2 protein-coding genes are annotated in these 1,766 nt (G+C 39.8%); both read left to right on the forward strand.

From position 1 onward, the window contains the following. Positions 1-229: 229 nt before the first annotated feature. A complete protein-coding gene (gene xerA, locus CAGA_RS12455) occupies positions 230-1,213 on the forward strand; it encodes a site-specific tyrosine recombinase/integron integrase (protein WP_135661198.1) in 984 nt (327 codons plus the stop codon). A 13-nt stretch (positions 1,214-1,226) separates the two neighbouring features. Further along, the coding region (locus CAGA_RS12460; RefSeq protein ID WP_135661199.1) for a restriction endonuclease subunit S at positions 1,227-1,766 on the forward strand (540 nt) is incomplete at its 3' end.

Genomic DNA, 1,766 nt, shown 5'->3' on the forward strand with positions numbered 1-1,766 from the left:
TGTGGAAACAATGGATTACCAAATGTCTGTGCTTTTTCCTCTGTGGATTGTATTTGTAAAAAACCGTCAAGAGCTTGGAAAAAGCAATATCACAAGCTCAAGGATTAAGCCGCTAAATTATTGTTTAGCTTATAACATATCCCATAACTTCCGTGGGTGGCGGGAGTTAATATCGGGGGACTTCCGCCCCATAGTCGTTCTCTAAGAATTATTCAAAGGAGAATTGACTGTGAAACAAGATTTAATCAAAGATGTTATTCAGGGAATGTTACCTTTCCTGAATAACGCACAAAATGAAAAGTTGCAGGAGGTTTTACAATATACCCTTGCAAAGTATGAGGTAACCGAGAAGCAAAACCAAGGAAACAACTCGGAACAGAACTATGTGGAGCTGTTCTTATCGGCAAAGCGAATTGAGGGCTGTTCCGAGAAATCTCTTAAATACTACAAGGCAACTATTGAAGCAATGCTCGATGAGCTGAACAAAGATGTAAAACACATTGTAACGGACGATATTCGAGGATACCTGACCGAGTACCAGGAAAAGAAGAAGTCGAGCAAGGTTACGATCGACAATATCCGTCGTATCCTGTCAAGCTTCTTCTCTTGGCTGGAGGACGAGGATTACATACTGAAAAGTCCGGTAAGACGCATACACAGAGTGAAAACCGGCACGAATATCAAGGAGACATACTCCGATGAAGCTTTAGAGCTTATGAGGGATAACTGCACGGAACTTCGAGATTTGGCGATTATTGATATGCTTGCTTCAACGGGTATGCGTGTTGGCGAAATGGTACTGCTTAATCGAAATGATATTGATTTCAATGAGAGAGAATGTATTGTGTTCGGTAAAGGCAGTAAGGAACGAGTAGTCTATTTTGACGCTCGCACAAAGATACATTTGCAGAACTATTTGGAGAGCAGGACGGATGACAATCCGGCGCTGTTTGTGTCGTTGAAATCACCACACGAAAGGTTGAAAATCGGTGGTGTTGAGGTTCGCCTTAGAGAATTTGGAAAGCAATTAGGAATTAACAAGGTACACCCGCACAAGTTCAGGCGTACACTTGCAACCGTGGCAATAGATAAAGGAATGCCCATTGAGCAGCTCCAACAGCTCTTGGGGCATAGGAAAATAGATACAACCTTGCAGTACGCAATGGTCAAGCAGAGCAATGTTAAGATTGCCCACCGAAAATACATTGGATAGAGAGGAAAAGATTATGGCGGAACAATTTACCACATTAGCTTCACTAACGGTAGATGGAAAAGGTTCATACGGAATTGGAGCAAGTGCAGTTCCTTTCTCAAAAGATTTATACACCTATTTGAGAATTACGGATATAAAAGATGATGGCACACTAAATCTACAAGACTTAAAATCGGTTGATGATGAGAAAGCTTCTGAATATCTTTTGAAACCGAACGATATTGTATTTGCGAGAACAGGTGCAAGCACAGGAAGAAACTATTTTTACGATGGAATGGACGGAGAATTTGTATATGCAGGATTTCTTATTAAGTTCAGTATTGATGAGAAAAAAGTTAATCCTAAATACATAAAGTATTTTTGCCAGTCTAAACAGTATAAGGATTGGATTAATTCGTTCAACACAGGTAGTACACGTGGAAATATAAATGCTCAAACCCTTGGCAAAATGCCAATTCCTCTAATTGAGAGAACGGCACAAGATGCTTTGGTTAGTATCCTTTCAAGTATAGACGAAAAAATCAAGAAGAACAATGAGATAAACAATAATTTA

The sequence above is a fragment of the Caproiciproducens galactitolivorans genome (assembly GCF_004768785.1).
Taxonomy (GTDB): Bacteria; Bacillota; Clostridia; order Oscillospirales; family Acutalibacteraceae; genus Caproiciproducens; species Caproiciproducens galactitolivorans.